The sequence below is a fragment of the Nocardia sp. CY15 genome (assembly GCF_009829295.1).
Lineage (GTDB): Bacteria > Actinomycetota > Actinomycetes > Mycobacteriales > Mycobacteriaceae > Nocardia > Nocardia sputi.
The window spans coordinates 386,938-405,017 of record NZ_VUOT01000001.1 but is presented as its reverse complement, the minus strand read 5'-3'; the positions used below and the strand labels follow the sequence as shown (position 1 = coordinate 405,017).

Sequence of the window (18,080 nt, the reverse complement as noted above, 5' to 3'; positions counted from 1 at the left end):
CGATACCGCGCGCGATGCGCGTCGACGGCGGCTCGCCGGATCGGCGAGAGCGCCGCTGGTCGCGGCTCCGGCCGGATCAGTGGGTGGGCGAAGGTGGTCGCGGCATCAATTACAGTGACTCACTGTGCTTCGGAACCCCGCTGCGACGATGCAGTATCCAGTGACGCAGCGGGCCTTCGGGCTCGCCATCCTAGTGCTGAGCGGATTGCAGCTCATGGTCGTGCTGGACGGCACGGTGGTGATCTTCGCGTTGCCGCGGCTGCAAGAGGAGATGGGGCTGTCCAGCGCGGGTAGCGCCTGGACGGTGACGTCCTACGGGCTCACCTTCGCGGGTTTGATGCTGCTCGGCGGCAGGCTCGGCGATGCTTTCGGCCGCAAGCGCATGCTGGTCGTGGGCGTGGCGCTATTCACCCTGGCCTCGCTGCTGTGCGGGCTCGCGCAGAACCAGGCCATGCTGCTCGCGGCGCGGGCCTTGCAGGGCGCGGGCGCGGCGATCGCGGCGCCGACCGCGTTCGCGCTCGTGGCGACGACCTTCGCGCCGGGCAAGGCGCGCAACCAGGCGATCGCGATCGTCGGCTCCATGGTCGGCATCGGTTCGGTCGGCGGGCTCGTGGTCGGCGGCGCGCTGACCCAGTTGTCCTGGCGGTGGATCTTCCTGATCAACGTCCCGATCGGCGCGCTGATCATCCTGGGCGCGGCCTACAAACTCGCCGACACCGAACACCACCGCTCGGCTCTCGACATCCCCGGCGCGTTCCTCGGCACCATCGCCTGCGCGTCCATCGTGTTCGGCGCCACCGAGGGACCGGAGATCGGGTGGGGACACCCGGCGATCATCGGTTCGCTGATCGCGGGTGTCGTGCTGCTGATCGTTTTCGTGGCGCTGGAACGGCGGGTGGACGACCCGCTGTTGCCTTGGTCGCTGTTCGACAGCCGCGACCGCATCGCCACCTTCCTGCTGATCTTCCTGGCCGGCGGCGTGCTCGGCGCGATGACCTTCTTCGTCGCCCAGTTCATGCAGAACGTCATCGGATACGGCCCGCTCAAGGCGGGCGTCGCGGCGATCCCGTTCACCGTCGGCATCGGCGTCGGCGGCGCGGTCGCCTCCAAGGCGGCGCTGTACATCGCGCCGCGCTGGCTGCTCGCGGGCGCGGCCGTGGTGCTCGGCGTCGGATTGCTGTTCGGCTCGACCCTCGACGGCGAGGTGCTGTACTTCGCGACGCTGCTGCCCCTGCTGGTGGTCATCGGCTTCGGCGTCGGCGTCGCCATGGTGCTCTCCCCGCTGTGCGTGCTGGTCGGCGTGCCCCCGGCCAATATCGGTCCGCTGGCCGCGGTCGGGCAGATGTTCATGAACCTGGCCACGCCGGTGGCCATCGGCCTGCTCACCCCGATCGCCGCCTCCCGCACGCTGTCGCTGGGCGGCCGCACCGAAAAGGTGACCGGGATGACGCCCGCCGAGATCTCCGCGCTGGGCGACGGTTACACGCTGGTTCTGTTCGTCTGCGCCCTCATCGCGTTCGCGACCGGATTGGTCGCTCTGACGCTGCGGTTCACCCCGCAGCAGCTGGCGATGGCCCAGCACGCTCAGGAGGAAGCGCAGCAAGTCTGAGTCAGAACCTGCCCGCCACTCGCCTCGGCGTCACGCGCACGATGACGCGCGGTCCGTCGGCGGAGGAGGCCGGATTGAAGTCGGCGTACTTGCGTCCGGTGTACTTCACCGACAGTTCGTCGGGCAGCGTCTTGTCCGGGTCGGGGGTGATCGTCGCGGTGCCCCGGATCTCCGCGTAGACGTACGGGTTGTCCGGCGGGTTGATCAGCACGGTGATCCGTGGGTCGCGGGCGAGGTTCTTGCCCTGCTGTCGATCGGTGGTGGTGGAGAAGAGCAGATCGTCGCCGTCGCGCTTCAGCCAGATCACGGTCAGGTGCGGCTGGCCGTTCGGGCCGTTCGTGGCCGCGGTGGCGAACACTCGCTCTTCGTCCAGGTACTTCTTCAGGTCATCGGAAAGCACTGCGGTACTGGTCACGTTCGGGGCGAACAATACAGTGCCGCATTGCATTCCCCGCCGCGGAAACGTCGAGTCACCGTCTGCTCGTTTCCGCGGGAACCCGAGGTAGCGGCGAGCCGGTCAAGTGATGATCACCATTTCGGTGGGCGAGGCGATCTCGGCGCGCAAACCGGCCTTGGCGGCCACCCGCGCGACGCCGCGGATGTCGGCCGGTTCGGCCCTGGTGAGCACCAGGGCGCGCGCGAGCAGGCCCTTGTGGTGCTTGTTGAAATGACTCACCACCGTGCGTGACCCGTCCGGATGCTCGGTGAGCACGTTCGCGGTGATCGCGCCGGGCACCCGGCCCAGTTGCTGATAGGTCCCCGAGCGCAGGTCGACGACGAGTTCGCCCGCGGCTTCGGCGAGCAGCGCGGCGGCCAGCTCGTCGCGCCAGACGGCCGAAAGGGACGGCAGCCCGGGCAGCTTGGAGCCGCCGGACAGCCGGTAGGCGGGGATCGGGTCACCCGCGCGGACCGCGCCGAACAGGGCGGAGCCGATGCCGAGCCGGGCATAGGCCTTCGCTCGTTGACTTTTGGTGAACGAGCGTGCGTCGAGCGCGTCGTAGAGGACGCCGGTATAGCGCTCCAACGCCGGCCGGGTCGGTGCGGTGCGCAGTGCGGCGTTGCGAGCGATCTCGCCGTCGGCGGCCTTGCCGAGCCCCAGGGCGGTCCGTGAGCCTTCCGGATCGGCCGCCAACCGCACCACTTCATCGATCAGTCTCGCGCGCACCGCCGTGAGCTGCGGCATCGCCAGCGAGTCCAGTGCGAGCGGCGCCCCGGCTCCGCCGTCGGACTTGGTTTCGGAAGGAGGCAGCAGCACCAGCACGAACGAATACGGTAATGCGCTGCGACCAGCGTCCGGCCAGCGACTACCCTGTGCTTCCGTGATCACCCGCCTCTCCCGCCTGTTCCTGCGAACCCTCCGTGACGATCCCGCCGACGCGGAGGTGGCCAGCCACAAACTCTTGGTCCGTGCCGGCTACGTGCGCCGCGTCGCCCCGGGTGTCTACTCGTGGCTGCCGCTGGGGTTGCGCGTGCTGCGCAAGGTCGAGGACGTGGTACGCGAGGAGATGGACGCGATCGGCGCTCAGGAGATCTCACTACCGGCGCTGCTGCCGCGCGAACCCTACGAGACGACCAACCGGTGGACCGAGTACGGCGACGGTCTGTTCCGGCTGCGCGACCGCAAGGGCGCGGACTACCTGCTCGGCCCGACCCACGAGGAACTCTTCGCGCTCACCGTGAAGGGCGAGTACAGCTCCTACAAAGACCTTCCGGTCACGCTGTACCAGATCCAGACCAAATACCGCGACGAGGAGCGTCCGCGCGCGGGCATCCTGCGCGGGCGGGAGTTCGTGATGAAGGACTCCTACTCCTTCGACCTGGACGAGGACGGGCTGAAGGCCAGCTACGCCGCGCACCGGCAGGCCTACCAGCGCATCTTCGACCGGCTGCGGGTCGAGTACGTCATCGTGGCGGCCACCTCGGGCGCGATGGGCGGCAGCGCGTCGGAGGAATTCCTCGCCGACAGCCCCGTCGGCGAGGACACCTACGTGCGCTGCCCGGAATCGGGCTACGCGGCCAATGTGGAGGCGGTGGTCACGCCCGCTCCCGAGCCGTTGCCGATCGAAGGGCAGCCCGAGGCCGTCGTGCACGACACCCCTGACACCCCGACCATCGCGACACTGGTCGACTGGGCCAACGCCGCCGGGATCGCCGAGCGCTACGGTCGGCCCGTCACCGCGGCCGACACCCTGAAGAACGTCATGGTCAAGTTGCGCCATCCCGACGGCAAGACCGAGATCATCGGCATCGGCGTCCCCGGTGACCGCGAGGTGGACGACAAGCGCCTCGGCGCCTCGGTCGAACCGGCCGAAGTGGAGCTGCTCACCGAAGTGGACTTCGCCGAGAATCCGTTCCTCGTCAAGGGTTACATCGGCCCGAAGGCATTGCAGGCCAACGGTGTTCGCTACTTGGTCGATCCTCGCGTCGGCACCGGCACCAGCTGGATCACCGGCGCCGACGAACCGGGCAAGCACGTCGTCGGCTTGGTCGCGGGCCGCGACTTCACCCCCGACGGCACCATCGAGGCGGCCGAGGTCCGCGACGGTGATCCCTCGCCCGACGGGCGCGGCACGCTGGTGGCGGCCCGAGGCATCGAGATCGGCCACATCTTCCAGCTCGGCAACAAGTACACCGACGCGTTCGAGGTGGACGTGCTCGGTGAGAACGGCAAGCCGGTCCGGCTGACCATGGGTTCCTACGGCATCGGCGTCTCGCGGATGGTCGCGGTGATCGCCGAGCAGCAGCACGACGACAAGGGGCTGCGCTGGCCCGCGTCGGTAGCGCCCTACGACGTGCATGTCGTCATCGCGAACAAGGACGAGGCGGCCCGCGCGGGCGCCGAAGAGGTGGTCTCGGGGCTGCACGCCCAGGGCCTGGACGTGCTCTTCGACGATCGCACCGCTTCGCCCGGCGTGAAGTTCAAAGACGCCGAGCTGCTGGGCATGCCGTTGGTGCTGGTGATCGGCCGCGGCTGGGCCGAGGGCAAGGTGGAACTGCGTGACCGCTTCACCGGCGAGACCGAGGAAGTCCCTGCCGCGTCGGCGGTGGACGCGGTGGTGGCCGCAGTCCGGGGCTGAGGTGTCTGCGAACGGCTCTCGGCCGATCCCGCTGGGAGCCGTTCCGTAGGGCGGCCATCGGGTCTGCGCAAACCCGTGGAGCCGGATGCGCCACCTACGCCACCGTAACTGGAATTTGCTGGTCACGGATCCACAGACGCTGTCCACGCTGCCGTTACCCGCTGGTAAGTTAACCGGCATGACAAACACCGACGCGCGGCTGTTCAATCCCGCCACCTATGACCCGCAGCAGTTCGACGCCGAGACGCGGCGCCTGTTGCGCGCCACCATCGAGTGGTTCGAGGGCCGGGGCAAACAGCGTCTGCTCGCCGACGACGCGAACGCGGTGTGGACGGCGGACTTCCTCGACTTCGTGAAGAAGGAGAAGCTGTTCGCCACCTTCCTGACTCCCGCGGCCTACGCCGACGGCGACCCGAACCGCCGCTGGGACGCCGCGCGCAACGCGGCGCTGTCGGAGATCTTCGGCTTCTACGGCCTGGCGTACTGGTACGCCGAGCAGGTGACCATCCTCGGCCTCGGCCCGATCTGGCAGAGCGACAACGAGGCGGCCAAGAAGCGCGCGGCAGCCGATCTGTCCGACGGCGAGGTGATGGCATTCGGCCTGTCCGAGCAAACCCACGGCGCCGACATCTACAACACCGACCTGGTGCTCACTCCGACCGAACCAGGCAGCGCGGACGCCCAGGCCGGAATCCTGTTCCGCGCCAACGGCGAGAAGTACTACATCGGCAACGGCAACGTCGCCAGCATGGTGTCGGTGTTCTCCCGCCGCGCCGACCTCGAGGGCGCCGACGCGTACGTCTGGTTCGCCGCCGACTCCCGGCACGAGAACTATCGCCTGCTCGGCAACGTGGTGCACCAGCAGATGTACGTCAGCACCTTCCGCCTGGAGAACTACCCGGTGCGCGCCGAGGACATCCTGCACACCGGGCCCGAGGCCTTCTCCGCGGCGCTGAACACCGTGAACGTGGGCAAGTTCAATCTCTGCCACGGCGGCATCGGCATGGTCGAGCACTCGTTCTACGAGGCGATCACGCACGCGAACAACCGGATTCTCTACGGCAACCCGGTCACCGACTTCCCGCACGTGCGTGGCAACTTCGTCGACGCCTACGCGCGCATCGTCGCGATGAAGCTGTTCAGCGACCGCGCGATCGACTACTTCCGCAGCGCGAGCCTCGAGGACCGCCGGTACCTGCTGTTCAACCCGATGACGAAGTCCAAGGTTACCTCCGAAGCCGAGACGGTCATGACGTTGCTGCTGGATGTGCTGGCCGCCAAGGGCTTCGAGAAGAACACCTACTTCGCCGAGGTGCAGCGGCTGATCAACACCCTGCCCCGGCTCGAGGGCACGGTGCACGTGAACGTCGGGCAGATCCTGAAGTTCATGCCGAACTACCTGTTCGACCCGCAGGACTACCCCGAGATCGGGACCCGGCAGGACGCGGCCGACGACGCGTTCTTCTGGCGCCAGGGCCCGGCCCGCGGCGCGGGCAAGGTCCGGTTCGCCGACTGGACGCCGATCTACGACAAGCACGCCGACATCCCGAACGTGGGCCGGTTCTACGAGCAGGCGCGGGCGCTGCGCGCCCTGCTGACCACGGCGGCGCCGGACGCGAGCCAGCAGAAGGACCTGGACTTCATGCTGACCATCGGCCACCTGTTCTCCCTGGTGGTCTACGGCCAGCTGATCCTGGAGCAGGCCGCGATCACGGGCCTGGATCGTGACCTGATCGACCAGATCTTCGATTTCCAGATCCGCGATTTCAACGCCTACGCGACCGCGCTGTACGGCAAGCCGTCGGCAACTCCCGACCAGCAGGGCTGGGCGGCGTCCGCGCTGCGTCCGCCGGTCGCCGATCGTCCGCGCTTCGACCGTGTGTGGGCCGAGGTGGCCTCCTACGACGGCGCCTACGAGATGCGGCCGTAGATCGCGTACGTCCAGCCGACGGCGGTCACGGGCTGTCCCTGGGCCGCCGGCGGCTCGACAACACCCACGGCGCGTCGGATCCGGGGTGACCGCGCCGATGCCGGCGATCGGGTCCCGGTCAGGCTTTGCCGGGGAACGCGACGGTGGGCGGGTTGGCGCCGAGGATCGACTGCCACGTGGCCAGCCGGAGGGCGGCCTCGGTGAGCGCGTCGACACCGGTGCGCCGGATGGTCATGGACGCACCGCGTTCGACCACCGACCGCCAGGCGACGGCGACATCGGACTCGACCGTCACGGCCAGCCGCGCGGCCGAGATCGGATCGGTGACCGGAAACGGCACCGTGTAGGCGGCGTCGGGCGGCGGCACCGTCGCGCCGCCCAGGGCGAGGACGTCGGCGGTGGTGTCGCGCCGGGCTCGATGCGCCGCGGTGTGTTCGGCGATCAGCCTGGTGCGCTCGGGCGAGGCGTAGGCGGCGATCACCCCGTAGGCGTACACCGCGCCGTACTCGGCGTTCAGCGCGTCGATCAGCGCTCGGCGCTCGGTCTCCGTCATGCCAGCAGCACCCCCGCCTGCACCGCGCAGGCCGCGCTGATCGAGGCGAGCAATCCGGCCCGGTACCCGGACAGGGCGCGGGCCAGATCGGCGGCCGCTCTCCGGGACTCGGCCAGCTGCGCGCGCAGCGCCTCGACGGTCGGCGGCGCGGTGGGCGGCACGGCGCTGCCCGAAGCCACCGCCGACGGGCCGGATCCGCCTGCTCGGGTGCGATGCGCCGGTTTCGTGCCGTCGGCGTAGACGCCGATCACGCGGTCGATCTCGGTGCGCAAGGCATCGGCGTGCGCGGTGCGCTCGGCCGCGATCGCGGTCAACGCGGCGTGCCGATCGGGCGCGATCGCGATGGCCGCGGTCGCCGCGGCGGCGTCGGCGCGGGCCGCGATCTCCTGTGCGGCAAGCGGATCCGGTTCGTGGACCACGTCGTCGCCGGTGCATCCGGCCAGGGCGCCGAGGGCGAGGACGCCGACTGTTCCGCCCCCCGCGAGGCGTAGTGCGCTGCGACGATCCAGGGCGGCGAGACGGGACTCGTGCCGGTCGGACGGCATGCCGGAGATGCGCCCGGCACGCGGCGGGGCGGGAAGGCGGATGGGCACGGCACCATCGTGCCAGATTCGCGGTGCGCCACCGGACCAGCGTCGGCCGTGGCGCACGGACTCCTCGACCGCTGGTCCTTTACACTCTCGTGGCGCGTTACGCTAGACCTTCGGTAGAGAATTCTCCCGCCGCGTCACAACTGAACCAGGAGCCGCCCCACATGCCGATGCCGACCGAGGAAAGGGTGAGCCAGCTCGTAGCTGGTCTCGTAGAACGCCGGGGATTCGACCTCGAGGGCGTCGAGATCTCGACGGCCGGCAAGCGCGAGGACACGCAGGCTCGGATTCAGGTGACCGTGGACGCCGACACTTCCGATCTGGACTCCCTGGCGAGCCTCAGCACGGAGTTGTCGGCGCTGCTGGACGACGCGGGGGATTTCGGCGAGACGCCGTACTTGCTGGAAGTCACGACTCCGGGCATCGATCGCCCCCTGACCGCCGACCGGCACTGGCGCCGGGCGCGTGGGCGGAAGGTGCGTGTCACGCTGCGCGAAGGCGCGCAGCCGCCGGAACGGTCGGCCGACTTCGAGGCTCGGGTCGGCGCGCTCACCGGTGATTCGGTGGCGCTGGTGCTCGGCGGCAAACGTGACCCACACCGGGTGACGGTCCCGCTCGCCGACATCGCCAGGGCCGTCGTACAAGTCGAGTTCTCCCCGCCCGGCGCGCGGGAACTGGAACTCGCGGGCGGCGTCGTTCCGGGGCGGCCTGTTCCGGGTCAGGAAGATGCGGTGGCGGCCGATGACGCCGCGGAACTCCGGGGAATACCGAATGCACTATCCGAATCAGTGACAGCATCCGATTCGCCGACCGAAGGGATCGTGGAATGAACATCGAAATCGAAGCCCTGCGCGCGATCGTCGCCGACAAGGGGATCTCGATCGAGACCGTGATCTCCGCGATCGAGTCGGCGCTATTGACCGCGTACCGCCACACCGAGGGCCACCAGCCCAACGCGCGCATCGACATCAACCAGAAGACCGGCGTGGTCCGGGTGATGGCGCGCGAGCTGGACGCCGACGGCAACGTGATCTCCGAGTGGGACGACACCCCGGAGGGGTTCGGCCGGATCGCGGCGACCACCGCCAGGCAGGTCGTGCTCCAGCGACTGCGCGACGCGGAGAACGAGAAGTCCTTCGGCGAGTTCTCCACCCACGAGGGCGACATCGTCGGTGGCGTGGTGCAGCGCGACGCGCGCGCCAACGCCCGCGGCACCGTGGTGGTGCGCATCGGCAGCGAGCTGCACGGCGCGGAGGGACTGATCCCGCCCGCCGAGCAGGTGCCGGGCGAGACCTACGAGCACGGCGACCGGATCAAGTGCTACGTCGTCGGGGTGTCCCGCGGGTCGCGCGGACCGCAGATCACGCTGTCGCGCACCCATCCCAATCTGGTGCGGCGCCTGTTCGCGCTGGAGGTGCCGGAGATCGCCGACGGCTCGGTGGAGATCGTCGCCGTGGCGCGTGAGGCGGGGCACCGATCCAAGATCGCGGTGCGCACCACGGTGCCGGGCGTCAACGCCAAGGGCGCGTGTATCGGCCCCATGGGGCAACGCGTACGCAATGTGATGAGCGAACTGGCCGGCGAGAAGATCGACATCATCGACTACGCCGACGATCCGGCGACCTTCGTCGGTAATGCGCTCTCGCCATCGAAAGTGGTTTCGGTCACTATCGTTGACCCGGACGCCAGGGCGGCTCGCGTCGTGGTTCCCGATTTCCAGCTCTCGCTGGCGATCGGCAAGGAAGGCCAGAATGCCCGCCTGGCCGCGCGCTTGACCGGCTGGCGCATTGATATCCGCAGCGACGCCGCACCCGATATGGGCGGCGGATCCGTTCGGACGGAGGCGCATCGCAGTTGACCGGAACCCGCCCGCGGAGTGCCCGGGATGACATGTTCGTAACTTCCGCGGGGGAGGGGTTCGGCGATCCGAGTGTGGCAGCGGTAGAGTGGTCCAAGGTTCAGTCCGAGCCTTCGGCTTCAATGCCCGATCGCACCACCGAGCAGCACTCGGCGCCCCGGCGCCCAGCCGCTCCCGTGCGAACGTGTATCGGATGCCGGAAGCGCGAACTAGCCGTCGATCTGTTGCGGATCGTGGCTCGGGACCGTGAGACCGGAGACGGCTCCCACGTCATCGAGATCGTTCCCGATTCGCGGCGCAGACTGCACGGACGGGGTGCCTGGCTGCACCCCCTTTCGGCTTGTCTGCGCGCGGCAGAACGGCGCCGAGCGATCGGCAGAGCACTACGAGTGTCCGGATATCTGGATATCTCAGCCCTGGAGCATTACCTCGAGAACAGGCACGAGCACTCATGAGCACACCGTGAAGTACCAACGATGAACGTCCATCGGAGATAACCCGAGGTCGTGCGGGCCGCCGTCCCCAGAACGGTGGAGCTGCTCGACCTCTCAGTGAGGAGAGCAGTGGCAGGCAAGGCCCGCGTGCACGAGTTGGCCAAAGAACTCGGTGTCACGAGCAAGGAACTACTCGCAACGCTCAAGGAGCAGGGCGAGTTCGTGAAGTCGGCGTCCTCGACGGTGGAAGCTCCCGTCGCGCGTCGGCTGCGTGAGTCGTTCGCGGCGAAATCCGCCCCGTCGAACGGCAACAAGTCGGGTGCACGCCCCGGACCGTCCGGCCGTCCGGCCGCCAAGCCCGCGGGCGGTGGCCCGCGTCCCGGTCCTCGTCCGCCGGCGCCCGCACCGGCGCCCACCGCGCAGGAGACCGCCGTTCCCGCCGCGCGCACCGGCGAATCCCCGGCCGTGAAGCCGGGCCCCGCCGCGCGTCCGGGACCGGCCCCGTCCGCCAAGCCCGCCGCGCGGGATTCGGTGACCCCGCAGGCCGCTGCGGCTTCGGGCGCGCCCGCGAGTTCCGCGCCCGCCCCGGCCGGACCGCGTCCCACGCCGGGTGGCCCGCGTCCCGGTCAGCAGCAGCGACCCAGCTCACCCGCCCAGGGTGGCCAGCGTCCGGGTGGCGCCGCTCCCGGCCCGCGTCCGGGGCCGAAGACCCCGCGTGTCGGTAACAACCCCTATTCGTCTGCGCCCGAGCGGCCCGCGCCGCGTCCGGCCCCGTCCCAGGGTGGTCCGCGTCCGGCCCCGTCCCAGGGTGGTCCGCGTCCTGGCCCGGCTCAGGGTGGTCCGCGTCCCGGTCCGGCTCAGGGTGGTCCGCGTCCCGGTCCGGCTCAAGGTGGTCCGCGTCCCGGCGGCCCGTCCCAGGGTGGCCCGCGTCCCGGCGGCCCGCGTCCGAGCCCCGGCTCGATGCCGCCGCGTCCGAACCCCGGCGCCATGCCGTCGCGTGCGGCCCGTCCGGGCGGCGCCGGAGGCCCCGGCGCAGGTCGCCCGGGTCGTCCCGGTGGCGCAGGCGCCGGTCGTCCCGGCGGTGGCGGCGGCGGTGGCGGTGGTTACCGCGGTGGCGGTGGCGCCCCCGGTGCGGGTACCGGCGCTCCCGGTGCCGGTGGCGCGGCTGGTGGTTTCCGCGGTCGTCCCGGTGGCGGTGGCGGCGGCGGCGGTCGTCCGGGTGGTCCCGGTGGCCGTGGCGGCGCGGCAGGCGCGTTCGGCCGTCCCGGTGGCGCGCCCCGTCGTGGCCGCAAGTCGAAGCGGCAGAAACGGCAAGAGTACGACTCGATGCAGGCGCCCGCCGTCGGCGGCGTGCGGCTGCCGCGCGGCAACGGCGAGATCATCCGGCTCGCCCGCGGCGCGTCGCTGTCGGACTTCGCGGAGAAGATCGACGCGAACCCGGCCGCGCTGGTGCAGGCCCTGTTCAACCTCGGTGAGATGGTCACCGCGACCCAGTCGGTGAACGACGAGACCCTCGAGCTGCTCGGCAGCGAGATGAACTACGTCGTCCACGTGGTCAGCCCCGAGGACGAGGACCGCGAGCTGCTGGAGTCGTTCGACCTCACCTACGGCGAGGACGAGGGCGGCGAGGAGGACCTCGAACAGCGTCCGCCGGTCGTGACCGTCATGGGTCACGTCGACCACGGTAAGACCCGACTGCTGGACACCATCCGCAAGGCGAACGTCCGCGAGGGCGAGGCCGGCGGCATCACCCAGCACATCGGCGCCTACCAGGTGCTCACCCACCTCGGCGACGAGGACCGGCTCATCACCTTCATCGACACCCCGGGTCACGAGGCGTTCACCGCCATGCGTGCCCGCGGCGCGAAGGCCACCGACATCGCGATCCTGGTGGTCGCCGCCGACGACGGCGTCATGCCGCAGACGGTGGAGGCGATCAACCACGCGCAGGCGGCCGACGTGCCGATCGTGGTGGCGGTCAACAAGATCGACAAGGAAGGCGCCAACCCGCAGAAGGTACGCCAGCAGCTCACCGAGTACGGCCTGGTCGCCGAGGAATACGGCGGCGAGACCATGTTCGTGGACATCTCCGCCAGGCAGAACATCAACATCGATGCGCTGCTCGAGGCGGTCCTGCTGACCGCGGACGCGGCGCTGGACCTGCGGGCCAACCCGGACATGGACGCTCAGGGCGTGGCCATCGAGGCGCACCTCGACCGCGGCCGAGGCCCGGTGGCGACCGTGCTCATCCAGCGCGGCACCCTGCGCGTGGGCGACTCGATCGTGGCGGGAGACGCCTACGGCCGAGTGCGCCGGATGGTCGACGAGCACGGCGAGGACGTCGAGGCGGCGTTGCCGTCGCGGCCGGTCCAGGTCGTCGGCTTCACGTCGGTGCCGGGCGCGGGTGACAACCTGCTCGTCGTCGACGAGGACCGGATCGCCCGGCAGATCGCCGATCGGCGCAATGCGCGCAAGCGCAACGCGCTGGCCGCACGCAGCCGCAAGCGGATCAGCCTGGAAGATCTGGATGCCGCGCTGAAGGAAACCAGCGAGCTGAACCTGATCCTGAAGGGCGACAACTCGGGTACCGTCGAGGCCCTCGAAGAGGCGCTGCTCGGGATCCAGGTCGGCGACGAGGTGCGGCTGCGGGTCATCGACCGCGGTGTCGGTGGCGTCACCGAGACCAACGTCAACTTGGCTTCGGCGTCGAACGCGATCATCATCGGGTTCAACGTCCGCGCCGAGGGCAAGGCGACCGAGCTGGCCAACCGCGAGGGTGTCGACATCCGGTACTACTCGGTGATCTACCAGGCCATCGACGAGATCGAGAAGGCCCTCAAGGGCATGCTCAAGCCGATCTACGAAGAGGTCGAGCTGGGCCGGGCCGAGATCAGGGCGATCTTCCGTTCGTCGAAGATCGGCAATATCGCCGGTTGCATGGTCACCTCGGGGTCGGTCAAGCGCAACGCCAAGGCGCGCTTGCTCCGGGACAACGTGGTGATCGCCGAGACGATGACGATCTCGTCGCTGCGCCGGGAGAAGGACGACGTCATCGAGGTCCGCGAAGGCTTCGAATGCGGTATGACGGTCACCTACTCCGACATCAAGGAAGGCGACATCATCGAGGCCTACGAGTTGCGCGAGAAGCCGCGCGACTGAGCGACCGAGACGAACCCGGACGCCGCGCGCCGCGCGGCGTCCGGGCTGCTCGTCCCGACAGTGGAGGGTGTGGGTGTACCTGGGTGCACTGGAATTCGACCTGCTGCTCGGCGATGTGCACTCACTGAAACAGAAGCGCTCGGTGATCCGGCCGATTCTGGCCGAATTGCAGCGTTTCGGTGTGAGTGCCGCCGAAGGCGGGGAACACGATCTATACCGTCGCTCGCTGCTGGGCGTGGCCATGGTCAGTGCCGGGATGGAGCACCTCACCGAGGTGCTGGACAGATGTGAACGGCATGTCGCGGCTCGTCCGGAGTTACAGTTGCTGGCGGTGCGCCGCCGAATCTTCGGTCCCGAAGACTGACCGCGGCCCAGCGACGGCGCGGAGGATGGAGCTGTGGTGGCCACACCGGCCCATGCTCCGACCGCTATCGAACAGAGTTAGTAGTGAGGAGGAAACGGCCATGGTGGACCAAGCCAGGGCGCGCCGACTCGCCAAGCGGATCTCCTCGATCGTCGCGACCGCGATCGAATACGAGATCAAGGATCCGCGGCTGCGTTTCGTGACCGTCACCGACGCCAAGATCACCGGCGATCTCCGGGACGCGACGGTGTACTACACCGTGATGGGCGAAACCATCGACGCCGAACCGGATTACGAGGGTGCGGCCGCCGGTCTGGAGAAGGCCAAGGGTGTCCTGCGCTCCAAGGTGGGCGCGGGAACCGGGGTGAAGTTCACCCCGACGCTGGCGTTCGTGCTGGACCGGGTGCCCGACGCGGCGCGAGAGATGGAGGAACTGCTCGCCAGGGCGCGGGCCGCGGACGACGAAGTCGCCAAAGCGGCCGCCACGGCGCGGCACGCGGGCGATGCGGACCCCTACAAGGTCGAACGCGACGTCGACGAGTGACATGCGGTAGTCGATGACGACGATGCGGGAAACGGCCGACCTGGACACGGCCGTGGCGGCGCTGGACGCGGCGCGCTCGGTGACCATCGTCTGCCATGTGCAACCCGATGCGGACACCATAGGAAGCGGACTGGCGCTGGCGCTGGTCCTGCATCGGCGCGGGGTTCCGGTACAGGTGTCGTTCGCCGAACCGGCGGAGCTGCCCGCATCCATGCGGTCGCTGCCGGGCGTGCGGCATCTGGTGGCGCCCGCCGAGGTGCGTGCCGAGGTCGACCTGCTGGTGGCGGTCGACTGCGGCAGCGCGGGCCGCCTGGGCGCGCTCGCCGACCGATTGCCCGGCGCGGCAACGACAATGGTGATCGACCACCATCGGTCCAACACGCGTTTCGCGGTGATCAACGTGGTCGATCCGGGCGCCGAGTCCACCACCAGCCTGATCGCACGGCTGCTCGACGCATGGGGCGTGCCGATCGACGCGGAGGTGGCGTATTGCCTCTATGCCGGTCTGGTCACCGACACGGGCTCGTTCCGTTGGGTGCGGCCAGGTACCCACGAACTGGCAGAACGGCTGCTGGCCACCGGGATCGACGGCGCGGAGATCGCCCGCACCTTGATGGACACGCACCCGTTCGGCTGGCTGCCGATGCTGTCGCGGGTGCTGGGGACGGCGCAGCTGGTCCCGCACGTGCGCGGCGGTGTCGGGCTGGTGTACGCGTTCGTGCGTCGCGACGACATCGATGACGTGCGGTCGGAGGAAGTCGAGAGCGTGATCGATATCGTGCGCACGACCGCCGAAGCGGGAATCGCCGCGGTATTCAAGCAATCCCGCGTGGCACCGGATCGGTGGACGGTGTCGCTGCGCTCGCGGGACAGTGGGGCGTGCGCGGGCGACGGGGTGGACGTCGCCGAGGTGGCCACCGCGCTGGGGGGCGGCGGGCACCGCTTCGCCGCCGGGTACACCGCCCACGGCGCGCCCGACGACCTGATCGGCGCATTGCTGACCGCGCTCGGGTGACCGTGGTTTTCGGAAACGTCCCGGCCCGAACCACTTACCGGTTCTGCCTCCGGATCCGTTCATGTCCGAGGCAGCGGACGGATCGATCGACGTCAGCGGCATTCGCGCGCGAGCGTGCTGATGCGCGGTCGTTCCCAGGGCCTGGTTGTCGCATTCACCTCGCTTCCACCGTTCGCTCGATTTCCGGGCGACTCGTGCCCGTCCCGACTGCTCTGGTCGGCCATCCGCCATACATGGTCGAGCTGGTCCGCAGACTCTCCCATACGGGATCGCACGTGCGATGCGTGCCGCGTCGGCCGGTGGTGCGCTCCCCGGTGTTCGTCGATGGGCCGCGCGAGGGGCACGCCCCGACCGGGATGACGGCGGTACCGGAGAAGGGAAGGTGTTCGTGAACGCGAAAGGTTCCGGTGCGGAGATCACCGGCCCGGCGTCACGATCGGGCGGGAAGCCGTCGGCCGATGTCGACCGAGCCGCCGCGGCCGGACCCAAGCGCATCTTCGGGCTCGCGTTGCCCACCCTCGGCGTGCTGGTCGCCGAACCGATCTACCTGCTGTTCGATCTGGCCGTGGTCGGCAGGCTCGGGGCGCTCGCGCTGGCCGGTCTCGCCGTCGGCGGATTGATTCTGGCGCAGACGAGCTCGCAGCTGACTTTCCTGTCCTACGGCACCACCGCGCGTTCGGCCCGTCGCCACGGCGCGGGTGACCACCGGGGCGCCGTCGCCGAAGGCGTGCAGGCCACCTGGCTCGCGGTCGCCGTCGGCGCGGCGATACTGCTACTGGTCCAGGCGTTCGCCGTGCCGGTGACGAACGCCATCGCCGGAGGCGGCGACATCGCGCGGGAAGCGCTGGCCTGGGTGCGGATCGCGCTGTTCGGCGTGCCGCTGATCCTGATTTCCATGGCGGGCAACGGATGGATGCGCGGCGTCCAGCAGACACGCAGGCCGTTGGCCTACGTGGTCGCCGGACTCGCGGTGTCGGGCATCCTCTGCCCGGTGCTGGTGCACGGACTGCTCGGCGTGCCGTACCTGGGACTGCCCGGATCCGCCGTCGCGAACGTCGCGGGCCAGGTAGTCACCGCCATCCTGTTCATCAACGCGTTGACTCGCGAACGGGTCCCGCTCGCCCCGCAGTGGCCGGTGATGCGAGCCCAGCTCGTGCTCGGCCGCGATCTCATCGCCCGCAGCTTCGCGTTCCAGGCATGTTTCGTCTCGGCGGCGGCGGTCGCCGCGCGTTTCGGCGCCGCGTCGGTGGCGGCCCACCAGCTGGTCCTGCAACTGTGGAACTTCCTCGCACTCGCCTTGGACGCACTGGCCATCGCCGCGCAAACCCTCACCGGCGCGGCTCTGGGCGCGGGTGACGCCCCGGGCGCGCGCGGCATCGCACGGCGGGTCACCCAGTGGTCGGAGATCTTCAGCCTCGCGCTCGCCGCCTGTTTCGCGGCAGGCGCGGTGGTCGTCCCGGCGCTGTTCACCGACGACCCGGGCGTGCTCGAGCGCACGCACGTGGTGTGGTGGTTCTTCGTGGCGCTCATTCCGGTGGCGGGTGTCGTCTTCGCTCTCGACGGCGTCCTGCTCGGTGCGGGTGACGCCGCCTATCTGCGCACCACCACGCTCGGGGCGGCGCTGCTGGGTTTCCTGCCCGCCATCTGGTTGTCCCTGGCCTTCGATTGGGGCGTTGCCGGAATCTGGTCCGGCCTCGCCGCGTTCATGATGTTGCGGCTGATCGCCGTCGCGTGGCGGGCGTTGTCGGGCCGGTGGGCCCTGGTCGGCGCCGAGGTGCCGAGGTGAGGTGACACCCGGCTCGGCCGGTGCGCGGGAATTCCGACGGATGTGCCAAGGTAGGTGTGGTGATACCCAAGTTGATGGCGGTGAGCGACATCCATGTCGGGCACCAGGGGAATCGGCCGGTCGTCGAGCAGATCACGGCGGACTCGCCGGAGGACTGGCTCATCGTGGCCGGCGACGTGGGGGAGAAGACCGAGGACATCCGGTGGGCGCTGGAGCTGCTGCGCGGCCGGTTCGCCAAGGTGATCTGGGTGCCGGGCAACCACGAGCTGTGGACGACGGCGAAGGATCCCGTGCAGAGGTCCGGGGTGGCGCGTTACGACTATCTGGTGTCGATGTGCCGCGACCTGGACGTGCTGACGCCGGAGGACCCCTTTCCGGTATGGCAGGGCGCGGGCGCCGAGGAGCACGGTGGATCGATCACGCTGGCGCCGATGTTCCTGCTGTACGACTACTCGTTTCTGCCGGAAGGAGCCACCACCAAGGCGGAGGGTCTCGCGATCGCTCGCGAGCGCAACGTGGTGGCGACCGACGAATTCCTGCTCTCGCCGGAGCCGTATCTGACCAGGGACGCCTGGTGCCACGCCCGCGTGCAGGTGACCAAGCGCAAGCTCGACGCGCTCGCCCCTGGCACGCCGGTCGTCCTGATCAACCACTTCCCGCTGGTCCGGCAGCCGACCGACGTGCTGTTCTACCCGGAGTTCGCGCTGTGGTGCGGCACCGAACTGACCGCGGACTGGCACACCCGCTACAACGTGGTCTGCTCGGTCTACGGTCACCTGCACATCCCGCGGACCTCGCACTACGACGGCGTCCGGTTCGAGGAGGTCTCGCTCGGCTACCCGCGCGAGTGGCAGCGTCGTGGCCTGCCCGAGCGACTGCTGCGCCAGATCTTGCCGACGCCGCAATACCCGCCGGGCACGCTGAACAAGTGGGGCGGCCACTTCCAGGTGACTCCGGAGATGGAAGCCGCCGCCGCGGAAATGCGCAGCAAAGCACAGCAGCGGCGCGGGCTGGCGTAGTCCTCGCCGACCCATCGTCGGGTGGTAAGCCGGACCCGGCGTACGGGCACCACTGCGGCCGTCGACGCAAGTGCGGTCGAGGCGGCGTCGATGATGGGCTGCCTGCGGGTGGTGAGGCGGCCGGATGGGCAGGCACACGGCG

At 69.6% G+C, this 18,080-nt stretch carries 16 protein-coding genes; 12 read left to right on the top strand and 4 right to left on the bottom strand.

Annotated features, from left to right (window positions below; genetic code table 11):
• Positions 1-148 precede the first annotated feature (148 nt).
• Positions 149-1,609 carry an MFS transporter gene (locus GVY39_RS01990; protein ID WP_159919785.1) on the top strand — a complete coding sequence of 487 codons (1,461 nt, stop codon included), beginning with the start codon at positions 149-151 and terminating at the stop codon, positions 1,607-1,609.
• A 1-nt stretch (position 1,610) separates the two neighbouring features.
• On the opposite strand, the gene GVY39_RS01985 is transcribed toward GVY39_RS01990, so the two are convergent.
• Positions 1,611-2,024: a PPOX class F420-dependent oxidoreductase gene (locus GVY39_RS01985; RefSeq protein ID WP_159919783.1), complete on the bottom strand. Its 414-nt coding sequence runs from the start codon at positions 2,022-2,024 to the stop codon at positions 1,611-1,613.
• A gap of 102 nt (positions 2,025-2,126) precedes the next feature.
• A complete protein-coding gene (gene yaaA, locus GVY39_RS01980; RefSeq protein WP_159919781.1) occupies positions 2,127-2,870 on the bottom strand; it encodes a peroxide stress protein YaaA in 744 nt (247 codons plus the stop codon).
• Positions 2,871-2,928: 58 nt separating this feature from the next.
• Between yaaA and GVY39_RS01975 the strand changes: the two genes are divergently transcribed.
• Both GVY39_RS01975 and GVY39_RS01970 read left to right on the top strand, forming a co-directional pair.
• A complete protein-coding gene (locus GVY39_RS01975; protein WP_159919779.1) occupies positions 2,929-4,686 on the top strand; it encodes a proline--tRNA ligase in 1,758 nt (585 codons plus the stop codon).
• Between the two features lie 178 nt (positions 4,687-4,864).
• A complete protein-coding gene (locus GVY39_RS01970) occupies positions 4,865-6,616 on the top strand; it encodes an acyl-CoA dehydrogenase family protein (RefSeq protein WP_159919777.1) in 1,752 nt (583 codons plus the stop codon).
• 118 nt (positions 6,617-6,734) lie between these two features.
• Here the strand turns inward: GVY39_RS01970 and GVY39_RS01965 are convergent, their stop codons facing one another.
• Both GVY39_RS01965 and GVY39_RS01960 read right to left on the bottom strand, forming a co-directional pair.
• The gene (locus GVY39_RS01965; protein ID WP_159919775.1) at positions 6,735-7,169 is read right to left on the bottom strand and encodes a ferritin-like domain-containing protein; all 435 of its coding nucleotides are present in this window, start codon (positions 7,167-7,169) and stop codon (positions 6,735-6,737) included.
• Entirely contained in the window at positions 7,166-7,714 is a 549-nt protein-coding gene (locus GVY39_RS01960; protein ID WP_159920290.1) for a hypothetical protein, read from the bottom strand. The genes GVY39_RS01965 and GVY39_RS01960 overlap by 4 nt, the downstream gene beginning before the upstream one ends.
• A gap of 209 nt (positions 7,715-7,923) precedes the next feature.
• Here GVY39_RS01960 and rimP point away from each other — a divergent pair, with 209 nt between their 5' ends.
• From rimP to GVY39_RS01915, 9 genes are all read left to right on the top strand, one after another.
• The gene (rimP, locus tag GVY39_RS01955) at positions 7,924-8,589 is read left to right on the top strand and encodes a ribosome maturation factor RimP (protein ID WP_159919773.1); all 666 of its coding nucleotides are present in this window, start codon (positions 7,924-7,926) and stop codon (positions 8,587-8,589) included.
• Positions 8,586-9,617, top strand: a complete 1,032-nt coding sequence (gene nusA, locus GVY39_RS01950; RefSeq protein WP_159919771.1) for a transcription termination factor NusA — start codon at positions 8,586-8,588, stop codon at positions 9,615-9,617. The genes rimP and nusA overlap by 4 nt, the downstream gene beginning before the upstream one ends.
• A 122-nt stretch (positions 9,618-9,739) precedes the next feature.
• Positions 9,740-10,072 carry a YlxR family protein gene (locus tag GVY39_RS01945; protein WP_159919769.1) on the top strand — a complete coding sequence of 111 codons (333 nt, stop codon included), beginning with the start codon at positions 9,740-9,742 and terminating at the stop codon, positions 10,070-10,072.
• A 108-nt stretch (positions 10,073-10,180) separates the two neighbouring features.
• Positions 10,181-13,210 carry a translation initiation factor IF-2 gene (gene infB / locus GVY39_RS01940; protein WP_159919767.1) on the top strand — a complete coding sequence of 1,010 codons (3,030 nt, stop codon included), beginning with the start codon at positions 10,181-10,183 and terminating at the stop codon, positions 13,208-13,210.
• A 73-nt stretch (positions 13,211-13,283) separates the two neighbouring features.
• Positions 13,284-13,574, top strand: coding sequence for a DUF503 domain-containing protein (locus tag GVY39_RS01935; protein WP_043728501.1), 291 nt, complete (start codon positions 13,284-13,286; stop codon positions 13,572-13,574).
• A 100-nt stretch (positions 13,575-13,674) separates the two neighbouring features.
• A complete protein-coding gene (gene rbfA, locus GVY39_RS01930; RefSeq protein ID WP_159919766.1) occupies positions 13,675-14,118 on the top strand; it encodes a 30S ribosome-binding factor RbfA in 444 nt (147 codons plus the stop codon).
• A gap of 13 nt (positions 14,119-14,131) precedes the next feature.
• The gene (locus tag GVY39_RS01925; RefSeq protein WP_159919764.1) at positions 14,132-15,133 is read left to right on the top strand and encodes a bifunctional oligoribonuclease/PAP phosphatase NrnA; all 1,002 of its coding nucleotides are present in this window, start codon (positions 14,132-14,134) and stop codon (positions 15,131-15,133) included.
• A 493-nt stretch (positions 15,134-15,626) separates the two neighbouring features.
• Entirely contained in the window at positions 15,627-16,919 is a 1,293-nt protein-coding gene (locus GVY39_RS01920) for an MATE family efflux transporter (protein ID WP_236565273.1), read from the top strand.
• Between the two features lie 59 nt (positions 16,920-16,978).
• Positions 16,979-17,938 (top strand): metallophosphoesterase, encoded by a 960-nt coding sequence (locus tag GVY39_RS01915; protein ID WP_159919762.1) that lies wholly within the window; start codon positions 16,979-16,981, stop codon positions 17,936-17,938.
• The last annotated feature ends 142 nt before the right edge of the window (positions 17,939-18,080 follow it).

Coding starts and splice junctions, on each gene's coding strand:
- GVY39_RS01990 (WP_159919785.1), top strand. CDS start 149: ATGCAGTATCCAGTGACGCAGCGGGCCTTCGGGCTCGCCATCCTAGTG.
- GVY39_RS01970 (WP_159919777.1), top strand. CDS start 4,865: ATGACAAACACCGACGCGCGGCTGTTCAATCCCGCCACCTATGACCCG.
- GVY39_RS01965 (WP_159919775.1), bottom strand. CDS start 7,169: ATGACGGAGACCGAGCGCCGAGCGCTGATCGACGCGCTGAACGCCGAG.
- GVY39_RS01960 (WP_159920290.1), bottom strand. CDS start 7,714: ATGCCGTCCGACCGGCACGAGTCCCGTCTCGCCGCCCTGGATCGTCGC.
- rimP (WP_159919773.1), top strand. CDS start 7,924: ATGCCGATGCCGACCGAGGAAAGGGTGAGCCAGCTCGTAGCTGGTCTC.
- nusA (WP_159919771.1), top strand. CDS start 8,586: ATGAACATCGAAATCGAAGCCCTGCGCGCGATCGTCGCCGACAAGGGG.
- GVY39_RS01945 (WP_159919769.1), top strand. CDS start 9,740: ATGCCCGATCGCACCACCGAGCAGCACTCGGCGCCCCGGCGCCCAGCC.
- rbfA (WP_159919766.1), top strand. CDS start 13,675: ATGGTGGACCAAGCCAGGGCGCGCCGACTCGCCAAGCGGATCTCCTCG.
- GVY39_RS01925 (WP_159919764.1), top strand. CDS start 14,132: ATGACGACGATGCGGGAAACGGCCGACCTGGACACGGCCGTGGCGGCG.